Genomic DNA, 19,157 nt, shown 5'->3' with positions numbered 1-19,157 from the left:
TTGTTATGAGTGACTTGCTAAACTTTATTAATGACGCCTGTCACACCATTAATGATCATATCAATGGCGATCGTACCAATTAATAAAGCGGATAAACGCCCGACAATGTCAAAATAGCGGTCAATATGTTTGGCATGTTTATAGCGTAAATGATCATGTGAAAATTTCATCAAAATCAAAATACTGCAAGTTAAAAACAAGGTGAAAGCAATCACTAGGGCTGCTTCACCGATTGACATTTCAATCCCTGTGACTACCGCAGCGCTAATAGTCCCTGGACCGATCATAAACGGCATGGCAATGGTGCCAGCCAGATGTTCTGGAGCACCACGCATTTCTCCAATGGTATCGGCCCCCTGAAACACATAGCGGTAGCCAATCACCAAAAAGATAAGACCTCCAAAAATCTGAAAGGCTTCAAAACGTACATTCAGATATTTACTAAAAATTGTTTCGCCGCCCCATGCAAATAGCATGAACACGACAAAAGCAATCAAACTTCCCTGAATCAGTGCTTTGTTAAACACCTTGGCTTCTGAATGGCGGATCAGGCCAATCATATAAATGCTCATTAAAAATGGATTGAGCAACGAGAAAAATAAAGCAAAAGAATGTAGATAAGGAGAAGCCATGCATTTTCCTCTTAAGCTTGTGGATCTGGGAACAATGGACGATTCCCGGGGCTAATACGATTAATATGTAAGAACGTCATATGTCTTTCATATTTATCTAAAATATCGTTAATGACCTGTTCTTTACTATAGCCAACCAGATCGTTATCTTGCGAGCCGTCATAAAGATAGGTTTCAAGTCGGAAATAGAACTGTTTGCCACGTTTTACACGCTGACTGAAGTTCGGCGCGCTATAGCGTACAGGCCAGATCTGATAAACAAAGTTTTGCTCTTCTTCCAAATGGATAGTCAGATCTAAATGGTAAAGCGTATCTTCATCTTCAAGCGGGGTTTGCTGCACGTCCACATTCATGCCCTGCTTAATCAACTCATCAGCAACAGCCTGAACAGCTGGCAAACACACCGTATCTAGCATGCGCTGTGTTTCAGTGGTTCCCGGATGATGCATAACTCGAGTTAAACGCTGTTTCCAGTTCAGAATATCAACGTTCCCTACCACTGGCGCTGCATTCATACTGAGACTAGCATGCCTGTAATCTTCAAGTCTGAGCGACTTATAAAGCCCTGCCATCACAAGGAACATCACAAAACTAAACGGCAATCCCATAATAATAGTTGCGTTTTGCAAGGCGGTAATGCCGTTGGTCATGAGCATGGCTAGCGTGAGTAAACCAATCGCCACTGCCCAAAACACGCTTAACCAACGTGGAGCATCATTATCAATATTAGTGAGTTTAGTGGTGAAGTTACCTAAAACCAGCGCTCCCGAATCGGCAGAAGTCACGTAAAACAAAAGCCCTGTTACAGTGGCAATTGAAGCAATAAAGGTAAAGCCCGGATATTGCGCTAACAGGTCATAAAAACCATGAGCCGGATTTGCTAACACAGTCGCTGCTAAGGTTTGATTGCCTTCAAAAATAACGCTGTGCAGAGCACTATTACCAAAAATAGATAACCACGTAAGTGTAAATAGAAGTGGAATAATCAAGGTACCGCATACAAACTCACGAATGGTACGTCCTCTTGAGATACGTGCCAAAAAGAGTCCTACAAATGGAGACCAAGCAATCCACCACGCCCAGAAGAAGAAAGTCCAACTACTCATCCATTCTTTAGGCTGTTCAAAAGCAAAACTTTGTAATGCTAAAGCAGGGAAACGAGTTAAATAGTCACCAATATTTTGGACAAGGGCATTGAGTAAAAACTCGGTATTTCCCAAGAATAAAATAAACAGCAATAAACCGACCGAAACATAAATATTAATTTCAGATAAAATCCGCAGGCCTTTATTGACCCCGGATGTCACTGAAATAATACTAATACCCACTGCAACAGCAATCAGGATAAATTGCATCCAGATATTTTCTGGTAACCCCAATAACACATGTAGGCCGTAATTCAGCTGTACTACTCCAATCCCGCAGGTGGTCGCAATACCAAAAATTGTCCCGATCACGGCAGCTGTATCAACACTATGTCCAATCGCACCATTAATTCTTTGTCCAAAGATTGGATAAAGTGCAGAACGAATGGTAAGCGGCAAATTATAACGATAGCTGAAATATCCCAATGACATACCAATCAAGGCATACATACACCAGCCAGTTAAACCATAGTGGAATAAGGTCCAAACCATACTTTGGCGTGCTGCTTCATAGGTTTGCCCTGCTCCGACCGGAGGTTGCATGTAATGAGATAGTGGTTCAGCGACCGAGAAGAACATGAGGTCGATACCAATACCAGCCGAGAACAGCATGGCAGACCAACTGAGTAAACTAAACTCAGGCTTTGAATGCTTAGGTCCTAATTTGATACTGCCATATCTTGAGCAGGCAATAAAAATCACGAAGGCCATATATAGTGTTGCAGCCAGCAGATAATACCAACCAAAGGTTGAAGTTACCCACTGAAGCACGGCATTCATGACTCGATTTGCAAAATCGTTGAACAAAAACGTGACGAGAGAAAAAATTAAAATAAGTACAGCTGAAAAATAAAAAACCACACGGTTGAGCGGGTCTTTTTTAGATTTAGATAATGTTAAATCATCAACTGCTCTTGGATTATCTGTTGCCATACAATCCTCAAGGAATAAAATAAAAACAAAATATTTAATTTCGTCTTTTCACTCTTATTTAAAACAATGAAAAGACGACTTTAAACGCAAAAAAATAATATATAGATGTGATCGATTGAGGTTATAAAACCTCGGTCACTTTATTCTGGTCACAATTCGATGGGACTGAAATGTCTTTTGAAACAGCTAACTGTTTTTTCACTAATTGAGGGTCAAAATCATCTTGCTTTAATGCTTTGGCTAAACCAAACATATAAAGCAAAATAATGACTGAAAATGGTAAACCACATAACACCACAGCACTTTGCATGGAGTTAAAACTACCGGCTAAAAGCAAGCCAATACTTACAATGGTAATTACCACAGACCAAAAGACGCGTAACCAGATCGGTGAATCACTATCATTGGTGCCCCCTTTTGAGGACAAATTAGCGATCATTAGTGTACCAGAGCCAACTGGTGTCAAAAATAAAACGAAACAAATTACAACAACAATACCTGCAACGTACGGATTAAACGGCAGATATTCGAGTAATTTAAATAAAGATAATGCTGGATCAGTTAAGACCATATCACCTAATACTTTCTGTTTTTGCTGCAAGATAAAATAAATTGCAGTGTTTCCAAAAACTGAAATCCAAGCCAGTGTAAAGCCTAGTGGAATCAAGCATACACCTAATACTACTTCACGAATGGTACGTCCTTTTGAAATGCGGGCAATAAACATGCCGACAAAAGGCGCCCAAGCAATCCACCATGCCCAATAAAATACAGTCCACGAACCCAACCAGCCACTGGCTTTTTGATTGTACAAATACATATCAAAACTTTTACCAATAAAATTATTGAGATAATCGCCCGTATTTTGTACCAGACCATTTAATAAATGGTTTGTCGGACCCGTTAAAAATACAAATAAAAGTAAGGCATATAGCAGACGTAAATTAATACGCGACAACCACGCCAAACCTTTTTCAATACCCACCACTGTCGTAATCGTGGCAACGAACATCATGATGAGCACGGCAGTAATTAAAGTCGCAGAGTTATCCGGAATTTGCGGAAGTAAATAACAAATGCCCGATACAAGCACTAACGCTCCGATTCCCAAGTTGGTAACCAAGGAAATAACTGTCGCTAAAATTCCAAAGCCATCGACAAAATCGCCCACCAAGGCATGCACTCGCTCTCCAAAAATTGGGTAAAGTGCTGAACGCAGTGCTAATGGCAAGTTTTGTCTGAAAGCAAAATAACCTAAAGTAACTCCAAGCAATGCATAGAGCACCCAGCCATGAATCCCCCAATGCAAAAAGCTATAAGTCATCGCATTACGGGCTGCCTGAATCGTTCCTGCCTCACCTTCTGGCGGTCTTAAAAAATGGTCAACTGGTTCGGCCACACCATAATAAAGTAGCGCAATACCAATCCCTGCCGAAAACAGCATTGAAGTCCAAGCTAAATAACTAAACTCTGGTTTGTCGTCATCTTTTCCCAAAGGAATCTGCCCTACTTTTGAAAAAGCGAGCCAACCAACAAAACCCAGACACAGCACAATAACCAGCATGTAATACCACCCAAAAAAGTGATTTACTTGCTCTTGTACATAGGTCAGCCAAAACTGACTTTTTTCTGGAAACAGCACAAAAAGTAGGCCAAAAATACCGATACTGATTGCTGAACTCCAAAATACGAAACGATTTAACCGAATATGGTCTGAAGAATATCCATCACTTTTCAACACCATCTTATTGCTCCTTGCAATCGGTGTATTTTTCTCAAAATAACGTGATAAGTAATGTACTTATGCGCATCATCCTATCCTTAAGAACCTTTGATTTCACCTCTTTATTTTTAGAAGCTTGTTCAAAAATTCATTGATTTTTACATATCATACTTGTTATTGATTGAACGTTCAATCAATAACAAGTATGATAAAAAAGTGCTATGATGCTCTGCAAGTTAACATGTTGAATTTTAAGCACCACTAAAAGTGCTGATGTGGACAACCATGACAAAACGCAGAGTAAAACCAGAACATGTGCGACGTGAAGAAATCATGAACGCTGCACTCGACGTAATTTATGAAGTGGGGTTATCTAATACCACCATTGCACAAATTGCAAAAAAAGCCGAGCTGTCGACCGGCATTGTTAGCCATTATTTTGGCGACAAACAAGGGTTGATAAATACCTGTATGCAAGAAATGTTAAATGTTCTGCGTCGTAAAACCGAACAGTACAGAGCAGAAGCAGATTCGCATCCAGAGAGCCAAATTAAGGCCATTATCGACTCTAACTTTGACATTAGTCAGGTCAATGAAAAAGCAATGCGGGTCTGGTTGGACTTTTGGTCAGCAAGTATGCATGTACCAGACTTAAGCCGCTTGCAAAAGATTAATGATCAACGCCTGTATTCCAACTTAAAGTTTTATTTTCTTAAGTTAATGGATGAACAACAGGCCAGTGTTGCCGCTAGAGGTTTGGCAGCATTGATTGATGGATTATGGTTACGAGGCAGTTTAAGCCGTCATAACGAATTTGACAGCAATCTTGCTCGTTCCATTGCTTACGATTATGTACAAACGCAATTGCAATTTGCGAACAAGCCTTTGCAGGAGAGACAAAATGAGTGATGTACAAGTTCATCAATTGTATATCCATGGACGCTACGTTAAAGCAACCAGTGGTAAAACATTTAATAGCATTAACCCTGCCAACGGCGAGACAATCGCGACTCTTCAACAAGCTTCTGAACAAGATATTGAAGCTGCTGTACAAAGTGCCCAACAAGGACAAAAAATCTGGGCTGCCATGACTGCCATGGAGCGTTCACGTATTTTACGTCGTGCTGTCGACATTCTTCGTGAACGTAATGATGAGCTTGCCCGTCTTGAAACACTCGACACAGGTAAAGCTTTTAGCGAAACATCTACAGTCGACATCGTGACTGGTGCAGATGTACTCGAATACTACGCAGGACTTGCAACAGCCATTCAAGGTGAACAAGTTCCACTTCGCGAATCAAGTTTCTTTTATACACGCCGTGAACCTTTAGGCGTAGTTGCCGGTATCGGTGCTTGGAACTATCCAATTCAAATTGCTTTATGGAAATCTGCCCCTGCTCTTGCTGCCGGTAATGCCATGATTTTCAAGCCAAGTGAAACCACCCCACTTACTGCATTTAAACTTGCAGAAATCTATACAGAAGCTGGCTTACCAGACGGCGTATTTAACGTGGTGCAAGGTGCTGGCCGTGAAATTGGACAATGGCTGACTGAACATCCCGTGATTGAAAAAATCTCATTCACTGGTGGTGTGGAAACTGGCAAAAAAGTCATGGCAAGTGCCGCTGGTTCTACGCTTAAAGAAGTGACCATGGAACTCGGTGGTAAATCTCCACTGATTATTTGTGAAGATGCCGACCTGAACCGTGCAGCAGATATTGCAGTCATGGCGAACTTCTTTAGCTCAGGTCAGGTATGTACCAACGGTACGCGTGTATTTGTTCCAAAATCACTTCTAGCCGACTTTGAAAAAGCGGTTGTAGAGCGTGTAAAACGTATTCGCATTGGCGACCCAATGGCTGAAGACACCAACTTCGGTCCACTCACTAGCTTCCCTCACATGGAAAAAGTGTTGTCTTTCATTGAGTCAGGCAAACAACAAGGCGCTAAAGTGTTAATTGGCGGTGGCCGCGCAACAGAAGGCGAACTTGCCAAAGGCGCTTATGTACTACCTACAGTATTTAGCGACTGCACTGACCAGATGGCTATTGTTCAAGAAGAGATTTTTGGACCTGTCATGAGCATCTTAAGCTATGAAACTGAAGAAGAAGTGATTCAACGTGCTAACGACACGACCTTTGGTTTAGCTGCCGGCGTAGTTACTCAAGACATAAGCCGTGCTCATCGTATTATTCACCAAATTGAAGCCGGTATTTGCTGGATTAACACGTGGGGTGAATCGCCTGCCGAGATGCCAGTCGGTGGCTATAAACAATCTGGTGTAGGCCGCGAAAATGGCTTAACTACGCTTGGGCACTATACCCGTATCAAATCTATTCAAGTTGAACTTGGCGATTATCAAAGCATTTTTTAATGCCTCCATCGCTTTAAACACTTCAACCTAAATCACATATGCCGAGCAGTCTTTATAGATTGCTCAGGCAAACTGTTAGTAAAAAAAGGATAGTTATGAATATTAAAGAATATGATTACATTATTATTGGCGCAGGATCTGCCGGAAATGTACTCGCTGCGCGTCTTACTGAAGACAAAGATACCACCGTTTTATTATTAGAAGCGGGTGGACCAGATTATCGCTTGGATTTCCGTACACAAATGCCGGCAGCTTTGGCCTACCCTCTTCAAGGCCGTCGCTATAACTGGGCTTATTTAACCGATCCTGAGCCACACATGAATAACCGCCGTATGGAATGTGGTCGTGGTAAAGGTTTAGGTGGTTCATCTTTAATTAACGGCATGTGCTATATCCGCGGTAATGCAATGGATTTAGAACAATGGGCAACACATAAAGGCCTTGAAAACTGGTCTTATGCCGACTGTTTGCCATACTACAAAAAAGCCGAAACCCGTGACATTGGTGAAAATGACTACCATGGCGGCAATGGTCCTGTGTCCGTTGCTACTCCTAAAAATGGCAACAATGTGTTGTTCCATGCCATGGTTGAAGCTGGTGTACAAGCCGGTTACCCTCGTACTGATGACTTAAATGGTTACCAACAAGAAGGCTTTGGTCCAATGGACCGCACGGTTACGCCTAAAGGTCGGCGTTCAAGCACTGCACGTGGCTATTTAGATATGGCAAAAGGTCGTCCAAACCTGACTATTTTGACTCATGCGACGACCAACAAAATCTTGTTTAATCAAAAACAAGCAATTGGTGTTGAATATATTATTGGCGCTGACCAAAACAACTTACAACGTGCATTGGTTAAACGCGAAGTATTACTGTGCGCAGGTGCAATTGCGTCACCGCAAATTTTACAGCGCTCAGGTGTGGGTCAAAGTACCTTCTTAAAATCAATGGATATCGATGTGGTTCATGATTTGCCGGGCGTAGGTGAAAACCTGCAAGACCATCTAGAAATGTACTTACAATATAAATGTAAACAACCCGTTTCTTTATACCCTGCCTTGAAATGGTATAACCAACCTGCGATTGGTGCCGAGTGGTTATTTAACGGTACAGGTATTGGTGCAAGTAACCAGTTTGAAGCAGGCGGATTTATCCGTAGTTCGGATGAGTTTACATGGCCAAATATCCAGTACCATTTCTTGCCAGTTGCCATTAACTACAACGGTAGTAATGCAGTGAAAGAACATGGTTTCCAAGCTCACGTCGGTTCAATGCGTTCGCCTTCACGCGGTCGTATCAAACTTAAATCGAAGGATCCGTTTGAGCATCCAAGTATCTTGTTTAACTACATGTCGACTGAGCAAGACTGGCGCGAGTTCCGCGATGCAATTCGTATTACTCGTGAAATCATGCAGCAACCTGCGCTTGATCCATATCGTGGTGATGAAATTAGCCCAGGTAAACATTTGCAAACCGATGCAGAGCTTGATGACTTTGTTCGTAACCATGCAGAAACAGCTTACCATCCGTCTTGTAGTTGTAAGATGGGTGAAGATGAAATGGCTGTGGTAGATGGTCAAGGTCGCGTCCACGGTATGTGTGGTTTACGTGTAGTTGATGCCTCAATCATGCCACTAATCATTACTGGTAACTTAAATGCAACCACCATTATGATTGCCGAGAAAATTGCAGACCAAATTCGTGGACGTGAAGCGTTACCACGTTCAACTGCACCGTTCTATGTAGCATCATAAAATCTGAAAGGGCATATTTCTTATGCAGAGATATGCCCTTAATTTAATCTTTATAGAACCAATATTAATAAGAACGATGTATGACAGAAAATGAGCGCCTGCGAAGAGCTTATTTACATAAATAGGGTACGAAATAAAAATTAATCGATTTTTATAGGCAAATATTCTTCAAATGATTTAACTTTAATCAAATTAAAATTATTAATTTAATTTCAAATATTTAAATAAAAATAATTAGCTTAAATTATCTTTTTAAAGCTCAATTTGATTAAATATAAATCATATTTATGATTTTGATGAACCCCATTTATTATAAAAATTGTCTTGTCAATGCAAAATTAGTCTAAAATATAGAGTGTTTGCGATAATCCCAAGTAATTTTTATTTTTTTCGAAGTTCTCTAATTTTGAGAATTTACTTTCGCATTTATATCCGTTTTGTCTGGATACGCTGTCTAGGTTTCCTCACACCTTAAGTGACTCAAATAACTTATTTTAAGGTCCCCCTTACATGAAAAAGTTTTTGAAATACCTTCTGGTATTAATCATTCTTATTCTAATTGCAGGTATTGCATTCTTGTTTAGACCAACAACGTCAAAACAAGTTGAAACTGCAAAAGATGAGCCAGTTGTTGATGCTGTTCTTGTTGGCGGCGGCATCATGAGTGCCACTCTCGGTACTTATTTCACTGAGCTTGAACCAAACTGGCAAATTCGTATGTACGAACGTCTTGACCAAGTTGCTCAAGAAAGTTCAAACGGCTTTAACAATGCCGGAACAGGCCACTCTGGCTTTATGGAAATGAACTATACCGAAGAGAAAAACGGTAAGATGGAAATTGCCAAAGCTGAAAAAGTTGCTTCTCAATTTGAAGTTGCTAAACAGTTCTGGTCATATCAGGTAAAACAAGGCGTTTTAGCTGAACCGAAATCATTCATTAATCCAGTTCCGCATATTGCTTTCGTTTGGGGCGATAACGTTCAATTCTTAGAAAAACGTTATGCTGCCATGATTCAAAGCCCGTTGTTCAAAGGTATGAAATTTACTGAAGACCCTGCTGTTATTAAACAATGGGCACCTTTAGTCATGAATGACCGTGATCCAAGTCAAAAAGTTGCCGCGACCCGTATGGATGTTGGCTCTGACGTAAACTATGGTTCAATCACTAAACAATTAGTGGGTCATTTAAATCAAAACCCGAATTTCAAATTACAGACATCAACTGAAGTGACTGGCATCAGCCAAAATGATGACAAAACTTGGACTGTGTCTTTCAAAAATTTGAAAACTGGTAAAGTAGATCACGTTAAAACACGTTTTGTATTTATCGGTGCAGGTGGTGCAGCAGTTAAATTATTGCAACTTACCGGTTTACCAGAAGCTAAACAATATGCTGGCTTCCCTGTTGGTGGTGAGTTCTTAATTACTGACAACCCCAAAATTACTGCTGAACACACAGCGAAAGTATATGGCCGTGCTGAACTTGGTGCGCCTCCAATGTCTGTACCACATATTGATACACGTTATATCGACGGTAAAAAATATGTATTGTTTGGCCCATTTGCAACCTATTCAAACAAGTTCCTGAAAAATGGTTCTCAGCTTGATTTACTTGCATCTACCAACAAAAACAACGTTTTACCAATGACGACTGTTGGCTTGGAAAACCTTGATCTTGTTAAATACTTGGTCAGCCAAGTTATGATGTCAGATGAAGACCGTCTCAATGAACTTCGTAAATACTACCCAGATGCGAAAGCTGAAGACTGGCGTTTAAGCCAAGGTGGTCAACGTGTTCAGATCATCAAAAAAGAACCAGGTAAACCAGCAACACTTCAATTCGGTACAGAAATCTTTGCTTCTAAAGATGGTGCTGTAACTGCATTGTTAGGTGCATCTCCTGGTGCTTCGACTTCTCCTTACATCATGCTTAACTTGCTTGAAAAAGCTTTCCCTGAGCAAACTGAAGGTAAGTGGAATCAGAAGCTTCATGAAATTGTGGTTTCTTATAAACAAGACTTAAGCAAAGATCCTGTGTTACTCGACAAAGTTCGTCAATACACAAGTTCTACGCTTGGCTTGAACTATACATCTCCGTTCAAAGCTGCAAACGATGAAACTGCTGCTGCCCCAGTTGCAAAAGCAAACTAAGTTTGACGATGTATAAGTAAAATTCCAAAAGGATGAATTTCGATTCGTCCTTTTGTTTTTTAAGACCTCAGTTGAGATATTTAGATTCACTATGAAGCCTTTAAAATCATCACCTCGCCTCTTGTCATTTGGTTTTAAGTTCGTGCTTGTTTTACTGCTGGCTTATCTTTTGGTAAGCGGTTTTTATATGTGGATGATTGGCGGCACAGCAATTTACATCAGCTCAGCAGTGTTACTTGCCATAACGGCTTATGCACTTAAGCTCGGTAAATATCAAAAGCTATGTTCTGTTTTAAATCTGCTGATGGGTGCAGTAGCGTTATATTTCAGTACTGCTCATTTATTTTTCTCCCCTGTTCAATTCTTTATATTTTTACCTGCCTTATTTTTTGTACTGTTAGCTTTTGCTCGCCTAGAAAAAGTTCGTCGCTTATCTAAAGTTTTAATATTCATCAGTTTATTAATTTGGTCAGGCATACACTTTATGCAGCTTGAACAGCTTAAAGCGTATTATAGAACGCAGCACACTGGCGAAAATTGGCAACAATATGGCGCGTTATAAGATTATTTTTTAGTCTATATTTTCAAATAAATACGTAATCTTTTTCACATGAAGTTCATCAGTAAAACTGAACATGATCTACAGAATTCCTTTTAAGAAAAAATATTCATAACAATCTAATTTATTTAGAAATATATCGAGCATATTCGCGATTGAATACGATCCATCTACACGCTAGATTAGCTGAATTATTTTTCTCCCTTTACGTTGTAATTTATGAAAATTTTAGATGGCGGTTTAGGCCGTGAATTGGCCCGTCGTGGCGCTCCGTTTCGTCAACCAGAGTGGTCTGCGCTTGCACTCATTGAAGCACCAGAAACAGTAAAAGAAGTACATCTCGATTTTATTAATGCTGGCTCAGAAGTCATTACGACTAACAACTACGCTGTTGTGCCTTTTCATATTGGACAAGAACGCTTTGAAACTGACGGCGTGCGTTTAATTAAAGTTGCTATTGAACAAGCAAAAAATGCAGTTAAAGAAAGCGGCAAAAATGTCAAAATCGCAGGCTGCTTACCACCGTTATTTGGTTCTTATCGTGCTGACCTGTTCCAACCTGAACAAGCTAAAAGCCTTGCTGAGCCGATCATTAACACATTGGCACCAGAAGTAGATTTCTGGCTCGCTGAAACCCAATCGTGCTTAAAAGAAGTCGAAACAGTTCATGCGCTATTACCACAAGATGGTAAGGACTATTGGGTGTCATTTACGCTGCAAGATGAGATTAAACAAGAACAAGCCCTCCTTCGTTCTGGTGAAAATATGCAGCAAGTGGCTGAGTTCATCAAACAATCAAATGCCAAAGCAGTGTTGTTTAACTGCTGCCAACCTGAAGTGATCTTGCAAGCAATTAATGAAATTAAAGGACTTATTCCAGAGTCTGTGCAGATTGGTGCTTATGCCAATGCTTTCCCACCACAAGATGAAAGCGCTACTGCCAACGATGGTCTGGATGAAATTCGTAAAGACTTAGATGCTCCAGCTTATCTAGGTTTTGCCAAGCAATGGCAACAAGCAGGTGCAAGTTTAGTGGGCGGTTGCTGCGGTATTGGACCAGAACACATTGCTGAACTTTCAAAATTTTTTAAAGAATAAATACCATGTCTGCTGCCAAAATCGGATTATTGTCTCTTACAGCGCTGGTCTTTAGTTCTATGGTGGGGTCAGGCGTTTTTAGCCTTCCCCAAAACATGGCTCAAGTCGCCAACGGCTCTGCCCTTCTAGTCGCATGGCTCATTACTGGGGTCGGTATTATTTTCTTGGCCCTCTCGTTGTTGCATTTAACGCGTCAACGACCAGACCTTGACGGCGGTATTTATAACTATGCACGCGAAGGCTTTGGAGACCTGATCGGGTTTTGCTCGGCGTGGGGCTATTGGTTGTGTACTACCATTGGTATTGTCGGCTATGTAGTCATTGCCTTTTCAGGCGTGGGCATGTTTACCGACAGCAAAGACCATATTATTTTTGGTGAAGGTAATACGCTCTATTCACTGATTGGCTCAAGCATTTTTGTATGGCTGGTGCACTGGTTAGTGAGTCGAGGCATTAAAGAAGCGGCGATTGTGAATTTACTGGCAACCATTGCCAAAATTATTCCAATGGTGGTTTTCATCTTCTTTACCTTCATTGCCTTTAAGTTTGATCTATTCAAACTCAACTTACATGACTTTTCTTTGCAAGTTCCACTTTGGCAGCAAGTGAAAGACCTGATGTTGATTACCCTTTGGGTATTTACCGGTATTGAAGGTGCTGTAGTTTTATCATCGCGTGCAAAAAAACGTCATGATATTGGTAAAGCAACTATTTTAGGTGTTTTGCTGGCATTAAGTTTTTACGTGATGGTGACAGTATTGGCTTATGGTGTGGCGAGTCGTGAAGCGCTTGCAGGCATGCATAACCCATCTATGGCGACCATTTTGCAGCAACTGATCGGCTTGCCGGGTACCATTATTATTACTATCGGGCTGATTATTTCTGTTGCATCGTCTTATTTAAGCTGGACGTTATTTGCCACTGAAATTCCATTTCTGGCTGCAAAAAATGGTGCTTTCCCGAAATTATTTTTAAAGAATAATCAAAATAATGTACCAATCTCATCACTTTGGCTGACGACGCTTGTGGTACAAGGCTCACTCATTGCCGTGTATTTTTTCAATAAAAACTACACTCAGCTTTTATTGATTTCATCGGTCATGATTTTGCTGCCTTATTTTCTGGTTTCGGCGTTTTATCTTAAAGAATCCATTCGCCATAAACGCATGCCGCATATTGCGATTGCAAGTATCGCTTCAATCTATGCGCTTTGGTTGCTCTATGCCGCAGGACTAGACTTACTTCTGTTGTCTGGTGTGTTGTATTTGGTCGGCTTGGTTATTTTTTCAATCAGCTACTTTGAGCATAAAAAATCGCTCAAACAAAATCAGTTAAATTAATTATTTCAACCACTGTTGACCTAGTTCAGCAGTGGTTTTCTAAAAACAAAAATTTCTATTTTGAAGGCTGCGACTGCTTTAAATGCAATCGTAAAATACGGCGTAATTCTAATATCGCCTCTGGGCTAGTTTGAATCGAATGCCCACCTTTAATAATCAGCTCTGACTGCTCCCCACCCAGATGTGAACTTTGATAAGGCACAATCCCATCACTGCTTTTTAACTTATCTGTTGTCCCATTAATATTACCCATAATCGAGTGATAGACCACTTGGGGCGATGGCTGAATGGCTTGAGTCAACTGCATAAAGTTAGAAGAGCGACTTAAATTACTCGCCCCATTTTCAATTAAGCCTTTTCTGAGTTTTGTATTTTTCTCATCTCTCATTTCAACTGCAATAAAAAAATCAGCGGGCAAACGAATGATACGGCGGGCAATTTGGGTAAACCATCGGTCAGCGTAGTCTGTGCCATGATGCGGTGCCGAAACAAAAACAACTCGATTAAAATATGGCAAAGCCTTGAACTGAAAACGCTCTTGAATTATCGGATTTTCTTTTAAACGGTTTAGCTGCGCTTCATTCATTTTTTGCATGGCTTGCTCTGAAACATCGGCATTGCTCACCAGTAAACGGCTAATCACGCCGCCCATACTATGCCCAACTAACACTGCATCGTGTGCAGCATAACTGTCTTTGGCAATGTTTTGAAAAGCCTGATTCAACAATGAATAAATCTGAAAACGACTTTCAAAAATTGGCATGTTGGTTGAATAAAACACTTGCCAAACTTGATAGTTTTTCCTTAATTCAGCATCGCCCATAATGTCATTGGTTAGGCTCACCCACGCCTCTGGGCTACTTGCCAGGCCATGAACAAACACAATAATTTTCTTATTTGGGTTAAAAGGTTCCAGCATATATAAATGCGGCATGATTAAATTGGCTTCTTTATTAATTAAAGACCAATAACCTGCTGCCCCTAAATTATATTTTGATAGCCAAAGCCCATAAGGAGCCGAATAGTTTGCAGTCAGTGGATAGTCCACACCTTCAATTTTTACACGGTCTTGTCGATATGGATCGAACATTGAAATTTCTAACTCTGCCCCAGCAATGACCTGATCGGCTGTGGCTTTTTGTTTTGGGTATGCAATCGCAGTGGCTGGAAAGAAGCGTGGTAAATGAATATTAGGATTGGCTTGATGAGCATAAAAATTATCGGGGTCTAAAATGAAGCCGTGATTTACATCATTTTCTTTACGCCCAACAATAAACTCTGCCCCCAAACCATCCTTACGGTTGACGGTATTAAAACCGGAAAAGTTCATGTTATAGCTGGAGCGAAAAGTATCGACTTCAATTTTTTGTACATCTAACGCGTGGTCAAAATTGACATGGTACTCATGCCCATCTGCTTTCAGCAATGGCGGAAAACGATGTGTATTTAAATGATTAAAATACGTGGTCATAAGCTTTGACAAGGCGACGTTATAAAAAATACGTACCTGATTTTGGCGATGGTCAAACACCCGATCGAAAGGCGACTCTTCAGAGTCAAATAAATAGACATAACTATAGCGTAAGCTTTTATCGAACAGCGCTAACTCTTGCTCAACGCAACTGTTACTTTTATTAATAACATGACACTGGCTACTACGCCCAACATCTAAAGCTTTTGCCAAGTAAATTTCACTCAGCGCAGCATAGCGTTCTTCTCGGCTACTATTTTCGGACAGGCTCTGAACCTTATTTAAACAATCATCAAAATTTTGTAGGCAAGTTTTTTCATCTTCTTTGACCAAATACAGTAAGTTTTGGGTTTGATGGCTTAAGGTGCCATCGGTCAGAATACTTTCATTCTTACTTTTTAAAGCATTGCTTAAATTACTTTCTTTTAAATGAATGACCTGACAACCACTGAGCAAAGCCATTATTGTTATGATTGAATAATGGTAAGACTTTGTCATTCTGCCTTCCTTAATCGAATGTATTCCCCATCTGGTCATTATGCCTGTAAAGCACTGAACGAACAATTTCGAGTCCGCTTCCGTTTTCCTTTATTACGAAAAAAAGCCTGAACTCATTTTAATTCAGGCTAATTTGTTATTTTTTCAAATCAAGCTTGGTTGAACTTTTGCTGTGAAGCTAAATAAGAGAAATACAAAATTGGTAAGATAAACGGCGCTACACTCCAGAAATCAAAATAGACATAAAGTATCGCCCCTAAGAAAGCACCAATCACAAAACCAATTACAATACTGGCACTTTTTAGAAAACTTGCTCGATTAGCTGCGTTATTGTTTTTAAGTAAGTTGGCAATATCTATCCCAAGCTGGGTAGTGTTGCCTGTCATCATAGTGCTTGGGCTAATATTTTTAATAAGGGTTTTGCTTGAAGTATTACGAATAGCCAAAGCAATTAAACCTAGCCCACCCGTTACTGCAACTGTTAATGCATCCGGATCTTTAAATGGCTCGAAGTAAAGCCCTGCCACCATAAAGGCACATAGAAAAATAGCTTCAAATAAAAATAAATAAGACAGCGTCTTATGCTTGACCTGACTGCGGTCAATCAACAGTTTGGTAATGACAACAGTCAAAATAAATAGTGGGATTGCTGCGAGCTTAATCCATAAACCCGAGCCACCTTTAACCCATGCTGCCCCTGCTAACACTAAGTTTCCCGTCACATGCGCGGTGAAAAAGCCAAACAATGCAATAAAGCCAATAGTATCAATTGCCCCACCCACCATAGTGAGTAAAACAGGATCTCGACATATTGCCCAGGTACTTTCTGTGTCTTTTTTAATTGGGGTATCTGTCATATAAAATATCCTGTTAAATTAAAACTTTAAAGTAAGCAAGTTGTATATAAATGATTTAAAAATGAATAATACTAAAGCGTTTATGAAAACAAAAAATCATGTAAAAAAATAGGGTGCGTAATGTCGTAACACTGTCTTTAAAATGGCAACAATCAAAATTGACTATTTTTAAAACACTAAACTGTTCTCCTCCTTAAATCAATTTGACCTCCAAAACTGTTCTAACTATGATGAAGCCGCTAGTTGACATCAACTGGTTTTGGACCTGAAAAAGTTATGCCAAAATATGGATAATCAATAACAACAATCACGAGTAGATATATGTCACTTTATAATTTTTCAGTTTTTTTAGGGGGATTATTATTTGTATCTGTTGCCTTCGCGGGTCAAAAAAACAGTCCTCATCGTGATTTCTATCTAAAATGTATTGCGGCTGGTCATAGCCGTGCAAGCTGTACATGCATTTATCATCGTTTAGAACGCCAATACTCCCCTAAGCTCATGCATAAACTTGGAAGTTTGAGTTTACAAAGTCCTGAAATACCGCGTGATTTTGTAAAATCCATGATGCGTACTATGCAAAAATGCCAGTCATAATTTTATTTTTTAAGCCACATCCACACCAATACCCCAGCCATACATAAAATTGCTGGATAGACAAACCACGGATGCGGAATGGTCCAAATCATCAGTCCCGCAGCCAGACTCATACTTAAGGTCGAGATGTATTTCGCCTTTTTGGGAATACGACGATGTTCTTGCCACTCATGAATAAGTGGGCCGATATAGCGATGATTTCGAAACCATTGATGAAGTTTTTCAGAACCTCGAGCCGCAAAGAAAACCGCCAAAATTATAAAATCAACGGTAGGTAAACCCGGAATAAAAATACCCAATATGCCAAGCGCAATACACAACCAAGCCAAACCAATAAACACCCAGCGTGCCCACATAGAACGGGCAAGCTTACTGACTGGTTGAGCAGGCGCTAACGACTGCTCATGTTTTACGATTACATTTACTTGATTGAGTTTGTCCATATCGGGTATTCCCTTTATCCACTTTTTACTACTTCAATTCATCAAGCTGATCAAGCGCTTGACCAAAATATCCAAAGGCATCTAAAGCTCCTTGAACGACTCGGTCTTGCTGGGTTTGGTCAAAGCCTGCTTCATCCAGTGCTTTTACAAAACGTTTCCAGACTTTAGCGCGCCCTTCGGGATATGCAGCTAAATTACGTGCAGCAAACGTTTCAGAAAAACCCAAATGCTTTTGAGCTTCTTTAAATAAAAATGCTGCCCCTAAGGTTGAACCTTCAGACACATAAATCCAGCCTAAAGCTTCGGGTAGCTGTACGTTTTCACTTTGTAATTGCTGTTCGTTGGGTTGAATACCTAAATCATTTAAATCGGCAAGTGCTTGTTTTGAGCGGCCACGAATGTCTAAGTCTGGAATCAGTCCTGCCACACCCTCTTTTTCAAAAAGATGTTCAATTTCGCGCTGAAAGTAATATTGAGACAAAGTAAATTGCGCGTATTTTTCTTTACTTGAAAACACCTTCGCCTCTGACATTAATTGATGCATACGTTCGTGTTCAGCAGCAGTTTCTTGTTTCAAACGTAAAGACAAACTGTTGCTAATGATTTGTTCTGTAGATGAATTCATCATCTTTCTCCTGCAAAATAGATATTACTCATCGGTTAGCGGCCCCGATTGAGTTTGAGTTGGACTGGAAAATCCACAACAATGGTCACGGCTCGACCGTTAATTTTGTGGGGTTTAAATCTAGATTTACGTACAGCTTGTATGACCCGTTCATCAAGGCTTTGAATGCCCGAACTTTGACGTAATTGAATGTTGATTGGCTGCCCTTTTTCATTAATGCGAATACGAAGCTCAACCAAACGATTTTGTTGTTTTAACTCGCGGTCATCATAGTCAAGTCCGCCAAAACTCAGCACATCCACGCTACTCACCTGAACAACGTCATCGTGTTCAACTTGAGTGCTAGGGGCTTTGGAATATTCTTGCTGCATTGCGGGTGTTTTGACCCCACCACTTTTAGTTTCACTATTGGTGTTTTGTGGCAACTGCTCAGTTTGCGTTTGTTCAAAGTCTGTCGAACTCAGTTTTTTATCGGTATGAGTCACCAGCCTTTCTGTACGCTGCGCTGGTTGGAGTGAAGTTGAATTATTTAAAGTCGTTTTTGATTGTACTTGCTGTTTGTCATTTAAATTATTTTGCACGGCCTCTTTAGGGGCAGTTTTTGACGCTAATGTTTGAACATTTGTAGGCGAGTTTTTTGGCTGATCGGGCGCATGAGATACCGAACTGTTTAAAGTAGATTGAGGCGTTACACTGTTTTTAGGTTGGCTTTCAGTCTTTTCAGCCGATGGCTTTTTAGCGGGCGCCAATGACACAAAACTTACTTTTAAGGCATCTACTTTGGGTGTTGCTTTAAAAGTATAAGGTTCAATTAAATGACTCAGCATCCAGACAACAAACACATGCAGACCAATCACCACGACTACGGTTAAGCACTTATAAAAATGCTTTGGCCCTTGTGGTAAAGGCAACATAACCATCGGCTTATGTGTAGGGAATAAAGATTTTGATTTCATG

Annotated in this window: 16 protein-coding genes; 8 read left to right on the top strand and 8 right to left on the bottom strand. The window is 40.3% G+C overall.

Annotation, left to right across the window (positions count from 1 at the left end; genetic code table 11):
• Positions 1 to 17 precede the first annotated feature (17 nt).
• From RMA94_RS08990 to RMA94_RS08980, 3 genes are all read right to left on the bottom strand, one after another.
• Positions 18 to 632 (bottom strand): MarC family protein, encoded by a 615-nt coding sequence (locus RMA94_RS08990; RefSeq protein ID WP_002117499.1) that lies wholly within the window; start codon positions 630 to 632, stop codon positions 18 to 20.
• Between the two features lie 11 nt (positions 633 to 643).
• A complete protein-coding gene (locus RMA94_RS08985) occupies positions 644 to 2,710 on the bottom strand; it encodes a choline transporter (RefSeq protein ID WP_032063618.1) in 2,067 nt (688 codons plus the stop codon).
• Between the two features lie 121 nt (positions 2,711 to 2,831).
• Complete coding sequence (locus tag RMA94_RS08980) at positions 2,832 to 4,454, bottom strand: BCCT family transporter (RefSeq protein ID WP_311082614.1); 1,623 nt, start codon at positions 4,452 to 4,454, stop codon at positions 2,832 to 2,834.
• A 264-nt stretch (positions 4,455 to 4,718) separates the two neighbouring features.
• Between RMA94_RS08980 and betI the strand changes: the two genes are divergently transcribed.
• From betI to RMA94_RS08945, 7 genes are all read left to right on the top strand, one after another.
• Positions 4,719 to 5,342, top strand: a complete 624-nt coding sequence (betI, locus tag RMA94_RS08975; protein ID WP_005070763.1) for a transcriptional regulator BetI — start codon at positions 4,719 to 4,721, stop codon at positions 5,340 to 5,342.
• Complete coding sequence (gene betB / locus RMA94_RS08970) at positions 5,335 to 6,807, top strand: betaine-aldehyde dehydrogenase (RefSeq protein WP_032052489.1); 1,473 nt, start codon at positions 5,335 to 5,337, stop codon at positions 6,805 to 6,807. The genes betI and betB overlap by 8 nt, the downstream gene beginning before the upstream one ends.
• Positions 6,808 to 6,902: 95 nt before the next feature.
• The gene (gene betA / locus RMA94_RS08965) at positions 6,903 to 8,561 is read left to right on the top strand and encodes a choline dehydrogenase (protein WP_202732861.1); all 1,659 of its coding nucleotides are present in this window, start codon (positions 6,903 to 6,905) and stop codon (positions 8,559 to 8,561) included.
• Positions 8,562 to 9,071: 510 nt separating this feature from the next.
• A complete protein-coding gene (gene mqo / locus RMA94_RS08960; protein WP_069037285.1) occupies positions 9,072 to 10,712 on the top strand; it encodes a malate dehydrogenase (quinone) in 1,641 nt (546 codons plus the stop codon).
• A gap of 91 nt (positions 10,713 to 10,803) precedes the next feature.
• The gene (locus RMA94_RS08955) at positions 10,804 to 11,274 is read left to right on the top strand and encodes a hypothetical protein (RefSeq protein WP_311082611.1); all 471 of its coding nucleotides are present in this window, start codon (positions 10,804 to 10,806) and stop codon (positions 11,272 to 11,274) included.
• A gap of 216 nt (positions 11,275 to 11,490) precedes the next feature.
• Complete coding sequence (locus RMA94_RS08950) at positions 11,491 to 12,369, top strand: homocysteine S-methyltransferase family protein (protein WP_130118744.1); 879 nt, start codon at positions 11,491 to 11,493, stop codon at positions 12,367 to 12,369.
• A 5-nt stretch (positions 12,370 to 12,374) separates the two neighbouring features.
• Positions 12,375 to 13,709, top strand: coding sequence for a basic amino acid/polyamine antiporter (locus RMA94_RS08945; RefSeq protein WP_311082609.1), 1,335 nt, complete (start codon positions 12,375 to 12,377; stop codon positions 13,707 to 13,709).
• Positions 13,710 to 13,764: 55 nt separating this feature from the next.
• Here RMA94_RS08945 and RMA94_RS08940 read toward each other — a convergent pair whose 3' ends face one another.
• A complete protein-coding gene (locus RMA94_RS08940) occupies positions 13,765 to 15,678 on the bottom strand; it encodes an alpha/beta fold hydrolase (RefSeq protein WP_311082608.1) in 1,914 nt (637 codons plus the stop codon).
• 149 nt (positions 15,679 to 15,827) lie between these two features.
• Positions 15,828 to 16,535 carry a YoaK family protein gene (locus tag RMA94_RS08935; protein ID WP_014206013.1) on the bottom strand — a complete coding sequence of 236 codons (708 nt, stop codon included), beginning with the start codon at positions 16,533 to 16,535 and terminating at the stop codon, positions 15,828 to 15,830.
• 321 nt (positions 16,536 to 16,856) lie between these two features.
• Between RMA94_RS08935 and RMA94_RS08930 the strand changes: the two genes are divergently transcribed.
• Positions 16,857 to 17,132, top strand: coding sequence for a hypothetical protein (locus tag RMA94_RS08930; protein ID WP_000061143.1), 276 nt, complete (start codon positions 16,857 to 16,859; stop codon positions 17,130 to 17,132).
• 2 nt (positions 17,133 to 17,134) lie between these two features.
• Here RMA94_RS08930 and RMA94_RS08925 read toward each other — a convergent pair whose 3' ends face one another.
• The 3 genes from RMA94_RS08925 to RMA94_RS08915 are packed head-to-tail and all read right to left on the bottom strand — an operon-like array spanning position 17,135 to position 19,156.
• Positions 17,135 to 17,575, bottom strand: a complete 441-nt coding sequence (locus tag RMA94_RS08925) for a YbaN family protein (protein WP_311082607.1) — start codon at positions 17,573 to 17,575, stop codon at positions 17,135 to 17,137.
• Positions 17,576 to 17,603: 28 nt separating this feature from the next.
• The gene (locus tag RMA94_RS08920) at positions 17,604 to 18,203 is read right to left on the bottom strand and encodes a biliverdin-producing heme oxygenase (protein ID WP_304397085.1); all 600 of its coding nucleotides are present in this window, start codon (positions 18,201 to 18,203) and stop codon (positions 17,604 to 17,606) included.
• A gap of 32 nt (positions 18,204 to 18,235) precedes the next feature.
• Entirely contained in the window at positions 18,236 to 19,156 is a 921-nt protein-coding gene (locus tag RMA94_RS08915) for a TonB family protein (RefSeq protein WP_311082606.1), read from the bottom strand.
• Position 19,157: the final 1 nt, after the last annotated feature.

It is taken from the genome of Acinetobacter sp. V115_6 (assembly GCF_031799025.1).
In the GTDB taxonomy this organism is placed as follows: domain Bacteria; phylum Pseudomonadota; class Gammaproteobacteria; order Pseudomonadales; family Moraxellaceae; genus Acinetobacter; species Acinetobacter pittii.
Note: the sequence above shows the minus strand (reverse complement) of the source record. Positions and strands in the feature narration are given on the sequence as shown.

Bases quoted from the DNA above. Each gene is read 5' to 3' on its own strand.
- RMA94_RS08990 (WP_002117499.1), bottom strand. From the start codon at position 632: ATGGCTTCTCCTTATCTACATTCTTTTGCTTTATTTTTCTCGTTGCTC.
- RMA94_RS08985 (WP_032063618.1), bottom strand. From the start codon at position 2,710: ATGGCAACAGATAATCCAAGAGCAGTTGATGATTTAACATTATCTAAA.
- RMA94_RS08980 (WP_311082614.1), bottom strand. From the start codon at position 4,454: ATGGTGTTGAAAAGTGATGGATATTCTTCAGACCATATTCGGTTAAAT.
- betI (WP_005070763.1), top strand. From the start codon at position 4,719: ATGACAAAACGCAGAGTAAAACCAGAACATGTGCGACGTGAAGAAATC.
- betB (WP_032052489.1), top strand. From the start codon at position 5,335: ATGAGTGATGTACAAGTTCATCAATTGTATATCCATGGACGCTACGTT.
- betA (WP_202732861.1), top strand. From the start codon at position 6,903: ATGAATATTAAAGAATATGATTACATTATTATTGGCGCAGGATCTGCC.
- mqo (WP_069037285.1), top strand. From the start codon at position 9,072: ATGAAAAAGTTTTTGAAATACCTTCTGGTATTAATCATTCTTATTCTA.
- RMA94_RS08955 (WP_311082611.1), top strand. From the start codon at position 10,804: ATGAAGCCTTTAAAATCATCACCTCGCCTCTTGTCATTTGGTTTTAAG.
- RMA94_RS08950 (WP_130118744.1), top strand. From the start codon at position 11,491: ATGAAAATTTTAGATGGCGGTTTAGGCCGTGAATTGGCCCGTCGTGGC.
- RMA94_RS08945 (WP_311082609.1), top strand. From the start codon at position 12,375: ATGTCTGCTGCCAAAATCGGATTATTGTCTCTTACAGCGCTGGTCTTT.
- RMA94_RS08940 (WP_311082608.1), bottom strand. From the start codon at position 15,678: ATGACAAAGTCTTACCATTATTCAATCATAACAATAATGGCTTTGCTC.
- RMA94_RS08935 (WP_014206013.1), bottom strand. From the start codon at position 16,535: ATGACAGATACCCCAATTAAAAAAGACACAGAAAGTACCTGGGCAATA.
- RMA94_RS08930 (WP_000061143.1), top strand. From the start codon at position 16,857: ATGTCACTTTATAATTTTTCAGTTTTTTTAGGGGGATTATTATTTGTA.
- RMA94_RS08925 (WP_311082607.1), bottom strand. From the start codon at position 17,575: ATGGACAAACTCAATCAAGTAAATGTAATCGTAAAACATGAGCAGTCG.
- RMA94_RS08920 (WP_304397085.1), bottom strand. From the start codon at position 18,203: ATGATGAATTCATCTACAGAACAAATCATTAGCAACAGTTTGTCTTTA.
- RMA94_RS08915 (WP_311082606.1), bottom strand. From the start codon at position 19,156: ATGAAATCAAAATCTTTATTCCCTACACATAAGCCGATGGTTATGTTG.